Source organism: Natrinema versiforme JCM 10478, from assembly GCF_000337195.1.
Classification (GTDB): Archaea; Halobacteriota; Halobacteria; order Halobacteriales; family Natrialbaceae; genus Natrinema; species Natrinema versiforme.
In genome coordinates this window covers 35,370-41,884 of record NZ_AOID01000066.1, presented here as the reverse complement: position 1 = coordinate 41,884, position 6,515 = coordinate 35,370, and the positions used below count along the sequence as shown (strand labels likewise).

Below are 6,515 nucleotides of genomic sequence, written 5' to 3'. Positions count from 1 at the left end.
GCTCGGCATCTTTGGCGAAACCGACGGCGACGAGTTCGTCGAGGCCGTCGATCGTGTGCTCGAGGCGGGCCACGCCGTCGACAAGCCCGTCGCGACGCTCGCGTTCGAGGAGGACGAGATCGAACGGTGGGTCGACCGCGGCTTTGACTTCGTGCTGGCCGGCGTTGACATCGACTACGTGAAGGCGGGCGGACTGCGGGCGAAGGCGATGTTTGAGGACGCGATGGAAAAGCGAGACGGGTAAGCTGCGCGTCTCAGTTCCCGTCGTCAGTCATGTCGGATGCGAGCGCCGTCGGTCGCGATATCGTTCGGGTCGCGGCGTCGGGATTGACGAGCAGGATCTCGGGCGGCGCGCGACAGCCGCAGGGGCTGCGATGGCCTCCATCGGTCCTCGGATCGTCACAGTTGCGACCGACTGCCCACAAAGTGGACAATCCGGTAGCGAGATCATCGCTCATGCTCACCGCTGACCGTCGATCGTAGCAGTAGCTGGTGGGATGAGAGCGATGGTACTCTTCATCCTTCCCACATGGAGCATAGAACTGTGATTTTTCAATAGGAGACAGTAGCGATATCTAGTTGTGCGGTTCACGTTCAGTACAGTGACTTCACAGTACAATTGTTGTGTCACAAAGGTTATTTCGAGAACAATCAGACTACGAATATGTGGTTTCCCGTGAAAACAGGATTATCGTCGCATTCACTGTGCTAGCAGTCCTGCTTCTGGTCGTAGTTTCTGAGTATTTACCACAGTCCATGTGGGCCGGGAGCGCAGTCGTGCTTGTCGTTGGCGTTCTCGCCCCGTTGCTCGTCAATACCTATCTCAACAGAACTAGACAGTAACGTAGTTAGTAGTCTGCTTGGTCAGCAGTTCGGAATCGACCCTAGGTAGCTGATGTAATTGAGTACTGTGTGAAGGACGGGAAGATCAAACTCCGTGGAGGGTGCGAGTAATGATTTGAGACGTGAAAACCACGACCTCACGCGGTTTCCCGCTTTTTGGGCACGAATCCAGCAGACGGTATTCGAGCCAAATAAAGTCGACAAGAGCGGCAAATTATCTACCGATGACTTGCAAGAGGTGTCTGCAAAGCGCGTCATTGAAGCAAGAAGACTTAGGGTTTGACCCTCAGATCCTCAGGTTATTCACATCGATTTTAATCCCGAAAAGGAGGGATGAGATTGAATGCAGCAGCCGCTATAATAATTGCACTAACAATAAATCCTACACCAAGTATGGTTGATCCTCCAATTACGAGTGCTCTTGTTCCAATAGAAATGAATAATAATGCAATTATGAGTAGAGATATCGTTCCAACCAAATCAAAAATCGCATCCTTGCCTCCACTGTTTTCTTGAACCATATTCCTAAGTTGTGCTTCGTCCGCTAGCGGTATAAATATTGTAGAATAGCACTGATAGGAAGAATGCTTGTTAGTCTATTATCGTTGAAATATTGGGGTGATAAAAGATGATAATTATATAGAGCGTTCAGGTGCGTGTGACACTAATTAGCTAGGGTGTATTTCGTGCTCTAAACCACGGACCAGAGCGTTCACATCTATCAGAAAATCCAGACAAGATTCTTGAAAAGCACATGCGTTGACAACGGGTCTGAGGAAAGAGAATAAAATAACGTATGATATAGTTTTGAAGATTATATTTACATCGAAGAATGAAATATGCACCTCTACGGGTTCAACAGAGCCGTAGTGCTCTGTTGTAACTAGCGAAGTTCGTGACGGCTAAGATTACCATCACCACTCCAATTACCACTTACCCTCGTATAGAGACGATCTGTTGTTGTACAAGTGAAATTAAGGCCAGTAAGAACACATCTGTCGAATACTCCAGTTAGATCTGAATTGAAGAAATTACCATCTTGGCGGATTGTGATCTCTTCATCTTCATCACCCTCATAAGACCACTTTGCAAGAGTAAACCTTTCTCCGCTACCGGATCCAGTAGAACTGATAGCACGTACCCCTTCACCAGCTTTATGCTCCCACTCAACTGAATGAGTATATTCAATCGCGTCAAAGGATTTATCCACGATAGGGACCTTAACGTTTGCTGATACGGTCTCTTCAAACGAAGCTAATTCCCAAACATCAACGTCTTGTGTACTTGTTGATTGAACTTCTAGGGATTCTGTATCCAAGTTAGTTATCTTCCTTTCTTGTTCCATTCCTACTTCTTTATTCCAGAACCGCTCAATAGCTCTGAGTTGCTTTTCGGAAAGGCGTTCAAGTATGCGATCACGTTCTGCTTTGATTTTTTCTTCTGTTTGTGACGCATCTTTCGAACGTTCTCTGACTAGGTTTGCATATTCAAACGAATTATCGATAAACTGAGCTACTTCTTCCTTATTCCGAGGATCAAATGAAGTATCTACTAAATTATCTCCATTATCAGCCGATACTGAACTTGTTGCAAAGACCGAAAGTGCTCCAGTCGACACCGCTTTTAATACTGTTCTCCGAGTCTGATCTCTTCTCTTTTCAGACATCATTCTCATAAAAATCACCAATCAATATAAGGTTTTCTAATATTACAGTACATCTATATCTTCACTACGGAATTAAAACCCGGTACTGGTCACAGGGGTTCCAAACCGATGATCTTCTACAGATTGTAACAGAACCGGAGATTCTACAGCGTGGCCATTACATAATAATTCGTCTAACACATGACGATGAGTCCATACTGTTGTTGCTGAAACGTTTGTAATCTCCACGAAAGTTGATCGTGTGAGCTACCATCCGTCTTCCCGACCCGGTTTGTACAGACAGGTGGCGGCAAATCTCGACAGGAGAACACCTATGGGTAAGTCCATCGATTCCGCCCGATATTTGGCTCGATGGTGGATTCGCTCCAGAATCTCGAGTTCCAGTACAAGTCGTGGCACGAATCCACTGGAAGTCGCGGGTTTGGCTAAAACCGCGAGGTCTGTGTTTATCGTCTTGTAGCCTTCCTCGGTCGCCGATCAAACCCGTCGAGTTTGCGGGAAATATCTGGCACGCCTGAACCAAGGCAACCGAGTAGCGTCCTGGAATAGCGCGTTGGAGACGACTGGAGGGAGGAGGCGGATTACGTTCGCCGTAGCACTCGACATATTCGCCAAGACTCGTGAGATACCCGCAGCCCGCCCCGCTGGAGCGACTCGAGGAGCGTCACAACAAGACTCGAGACAAGAGGATTTGTTCAATTTGACCACGCGTATTATCCGAGAAAACGGCGTATTCGTACGAGGGAGGGTCCGTCCTTCGATACCCGGCCGAACTAGCTACTCGTCGCTCGCGTCGAATCCATCAACGTACTGGTCTTCCCACTCGCGCCGGGCTTCAAGTTCACGCTGGCCGCGGGCAGTGATCGTGTAGTAGTTCGTTCGCTTGTCGAGTGTGCCTTTCTCGACGAGACCCTTGTCGACGACCTCGTCGAGGTTGGGATACAGCCGGCCGTGATGGATCTCTGTCTCGTAGTACTTCTCGAGTTCGTCTTTGATCGCAAGCCCGTGGGGTTCGTCTTGGCCGGCAATCGTATACAGGACATCACGCTGAAAGCCAGTCAAATCGTACATATCGAAATTATTGAGTATAGAGCTATAAGCGTTCCGAGAACGGGTGAAAGAAAACGTGATTCAGGGATAGCATGTACGTGAGAAGCGAGCCTCAGATCTTGACAAAACCACAGCGGACGACTCGCTCATTCGATGTCGAGCGCTGTCTCGACCTCGTCCTCGAGATCATCCATGGTCTGTGGGCCAAGTCGGATCTCAACACCGGCCGCAGTGAGAATCTCTTTCATCTCCCAGCGGGTGATACCAGCTCGCTCTGCAGCCTTCCCCAGGGAGATTTCACCGAGCACATAGAGTCCAATCGTGGTCGCAAACTCCTCCGTATTATTGATAGAAGGGTTATGACGATCAGTGGTCATAGTTCTGGGTAAACGAATGTGGGTCGTTAGTATCTCTCGTCTGGGTCGTTATTCCCGAGTAACTGGTAGTGCTGAATCTACCTTCTACTGTATTTCGATTCACTGACTATAGTGAGTTGAATAGAGACCCCGATATATTGAGTCTATCCTTCATTTGGCCCATTTGTGCACACTCCGAGATCCTCGTAGAGTATAAAGGCACGGATAGTTAGCTGTGTGAAGGAGATGTCTCAGTGATCATTCCAACACAGTTTGTGGACTGAGTGCACCTGTGTCTTGTAATTCTGAGTCAAACGTCACAAGATCAACGTCATGACTCTGTGCGCAAGCGAGGATCAAACAATCAAGTGGATATAAGAGCGTTTCACGCTGTAATCGGTTAGCATCCATCATATCGGATGCATCGGGTATTGTAACCTTGACGTCAGCGGTTATCTCATCTTGGATCGCTTCTGCTTGCGATAGCTCAAGACGTTCCTTTTTGGTGAGTACTGACCGCAACTCCATGAGATTAAGTGTTGATGTAAGAAAATCATGGTCACTATCAAGTATGTTTGCAGCAAGGGTTCCAGTATCCGGCTCATCGGTTACTGCAGCGATGAATATGTTGGTATCGAGAAAGAGTTTCATGTCTGTTCGCGGAGTTCGCGAACCTCGGCAACTGAGTCAATATCTAGATCGCTGGCCAGACCCTGAAGCCGTTCGCCGAGTGGTGGTCGATCACTGTCTTCATCCTCGTCGGTACGAGCAAATTCGTTCACATCGTCAGCATAGACTCCCATGAATAGGTTAAGGATCGCCGTCGGTAAAATAGTTCTCCACAGAGGGTGTGAGAGACCGTTTTCCATCTTGGAATACAGTATCTTTCTGCTCACTGATCACAATGAGTGCACTGGAATCAATTACAAATGATCTCCATCTCAAGCAGCCGATTGCTGATCTAGGCCACGCAATACGTTGTTGACTATCTCTCTGGTTGATTGCAGTCACCTGAATTCCTCACCCCTCTGGGGAGTCGATAAACTCGGTGGAGAGCGTTGGAACGGTCTTCAGTTGTCATCCCTGACGAACCGCCGTGCACGACCCCAGATCGAGTTACTGTCATCAGCATCTATTTCGTGGGATGAAGACTGCTCACGACGCTCGAGTGCCTCCTGACAGTCACTGAGTGCCTCCCGGAGCGTTTCGTTGGTCGCCTCGAGGTCCGCAATACGTTCGTCTTTCTCCTCGAGTGTTGCCTCGAGGTCATTGATGCGGTCGGTCAACAGTCGATTCTTCTCGACCAGATACGCATGGTTCCGCGCTGGTTCGTCACGACTGCCGGCGGTCGACGACTCGCTCTGTCTGGAACTCGCTTCACTCGAGTCCTCTCGAGTGTCTGGATCGTAGAACTCAGACGTGCTTGCAATCGCTCGTTCGATGGTCTTTTCGCCGTACGTCGATCCATCGGCATAGTGGACGTCGTCCCACTTGTCTCGAAGAAGCCCTGACTGCCGAAAGAGTCGATCCATTCGAGTGTGATCGCCGCCAGTCCAGAATGCCAGCAGACAGCACAGCGCCATATCGGCTTCCGACTGGCTTTCGTACCCGGCAGTCGAGCCACGCCATAACCGCTCGAATTTCTCACCGTTCGATGCATTTCGAGCCTTCTCGAGCAGGTCCTTGTCTTCGAGGTCAACGTCGGTATCGACTGCTGTATCCGTCGAAGCCTGCTCGGCAGTCACACCACGGTACCCTGACTCGGACGCTCCATCGCTCTCACTGTCTTGGACGTATTCCTGGTGAATCGCCTCGAGTGCATCCTGCCGACGAGCAACGCGACAAGGAGACTCCTCGAGGGTGTCACCAGTCACGGTGAAAAACCGGGCTGTGTCGTACAGTTCAATACTTCCACGTCGATTCCGTCCGTCCGGGAGCTCACCCTCGATAAGTACATGGAACCCAGTTTCCGAGGGAGAAATCTCCGTATAGGAATCAAGCCGCTCAATAATGTCCTCCGCTACGTCGTCGATGTCTCCAGTCTCCGGATCTCGGCAGTCATCGAGATCCACACCAACGATAGGATCATCGTCGGTAAACACGAATCCCACGCCATCCGCATCTCTCGAATGGGCGTACTCGAGCGCGGTTTCGACTGACACCCATGTTTCGGGATCCGTCGAAGACGCAAACTCACCACTGCCTGGTGTTACCGGGATCTTTGTTGGCTTCCCATCTCGAGGTTCTTCTCGCCAGCAGACCCACTGGTCACGCTCACGTAACTGCTCGGGGAGTACCGAAACCGTCTGTTCAGACATCGCCGATCTGCCTCGTACTGCGCGTCCATCTAGTCGCATACCACCCATTAGTATGCTGATAAACATGCCGTAGTCTGGTAGACTGTCCGTGACCTTGTCCAACGGGTGCAACCCGCTGTATACTAGTTGGTTTTGAGAGCTGATTTGCCCTGAACACCGTCACCGTACTGCGGTTTTGCCCTGAACAGCTACCAATTCCGTGACCTGAACGGGAAATTTGCCCTGAACAAATCCGGCTATATAGCGGATACTGGCAAATACACCAGTTACTAATCGGATTTT

General features: G+C 49.9%; 6 protein-coding genes and 1 pseudogene. 1 reads left to right on the top strand and 6 read right to left on the bottom strand.

The features are described 5' to 3' along the window. Nucleotides 1-244, top strand: a pseudogene (locus tag C489_RS20530) (aldolase); the annotation flags it as partial. 913 nt (nt 245-1,157) lie between these two features. Here the strand turns inward: C489_RS20530 and C489_RS21790 are convergent. The 6 genes from C489_RS21790 to C489_RS20510 form a co-directional block, all read right to left on the bottom strand. Next, nucleotides 1,158-1,364, bottom strand: a complete 207-nt coding sequence (locus C489_RS21790) for a hypothetical protein (protein WP_152423231.1) — start codon at nt 1,362-1,364, stop codon at nt 1,158-1,160. Nucleotides 1,365-1,726: 362 nt separating this feature from the next. Continuing rightward, nucleotides 1,727-2,509, bottom strand: a complete 783-nt coding sequence (locus C489_RS21785) for a hypothetical protein (protein WP_152423230.1) — start codon at nt 2,507-2,509, stop codon at nt 1,727-1,729. Between the two features lie 777 nt (nt 2,510-3,286). Further along, nucleotides 3,287-3,580, bottom strand: coding sequence for a PadR family transcriptional regulator (locus C489_RS20520; protein WP_006433328.1), 294 nt, complete (start codon nt 3,578-3,580; stop codon nt 3,287-3,289). A gap of 125 nt (nt 3,581-3,705) precedes the next feature. Further along, entirely contained in the window at nt 3,706-3,936 is a 231-nt protein-coding gene (locus C489_RS20515) for a UPF0175 family protein (RefSeq protein ID WP_006433327.1), read from the bottom strand. 237 nt (nt 3,937-4,173) lie between these two features. Continuing rightward, nucleotides 4,174-4,566, bottom strand: coding sequence for a type II toxin-antitoxin system VapC family toxin (locus tag C489_RS21320; RefSeq protein ID WP_006433326.1), 393 nt, complete (start codon nt 4,564-4,566; stop codon nt 4,174-4,176). A 419-nt stretch (nt 4,567-4,985) separates the two neighbouring features. After that, the gene (locus tag C489_RS20510; RefSeq protein WP_049891202.1) at nt 4,986-6,233 is read right to left on the bottom strand and encodes a phage NrS-1 polymerase family protein; all 1,248 of its coding nucleotides are present in this window, start codon (nt 6,231-6,233) and stop codon (nt 4,986-4,988) included. Nucleotides 6,234-6,515 lie beyond the last annotated feature (282 nt).

What these genes read in the sequence shown, in the direction of transcription:
- C489_RS20510 (WP_049891202.1), bottom strand. Translation starts at nt 6,233, where the DNA reads ATGTCTGAACAGACGGTTTCGGTACTCCCCGAGCAGTTACGTGAGCGT.
- C489_RS21320 (WP_006433326.1), bottom strand. Translation starts at nt 4,566, where the DNA reads ATGAAACTCTTTCTCGATACCAACATATTCATCGCTGCAGTAACCGAT.
- C489_RS21785 (WP_152423230.1), bottom strand. Translation starts at nt 2,509, where the DNA reads ATGTCTGAAAAGAGAAGAGATCAGACTCGGAGAACAGTATTAAAAGCG.
- C489_RS21790 (WP_152423231.1), bottom strand. Translation starts at nt 1,364, where the DNA reads ATGGTTCAAGAAAACAGTGGAGGCAAGGATGCGATTTTTGATTTGGTT.
- C489_RS20515 (WP_006433327.1), bottom strand. Translation starts at nt 3,936, where the DNA reads ATGACCACTGATCGTCATAACCCTTCTATCAATAATACGGAGGAGTTT.
- C489_RS20520 (WP_006433328.1), bottom strand. Translation starts at nt 3,580, where the DNA reads ATGTACGATTTGACTGGCTTTCAGCGTGATGTCCTGTATACGATTGCC.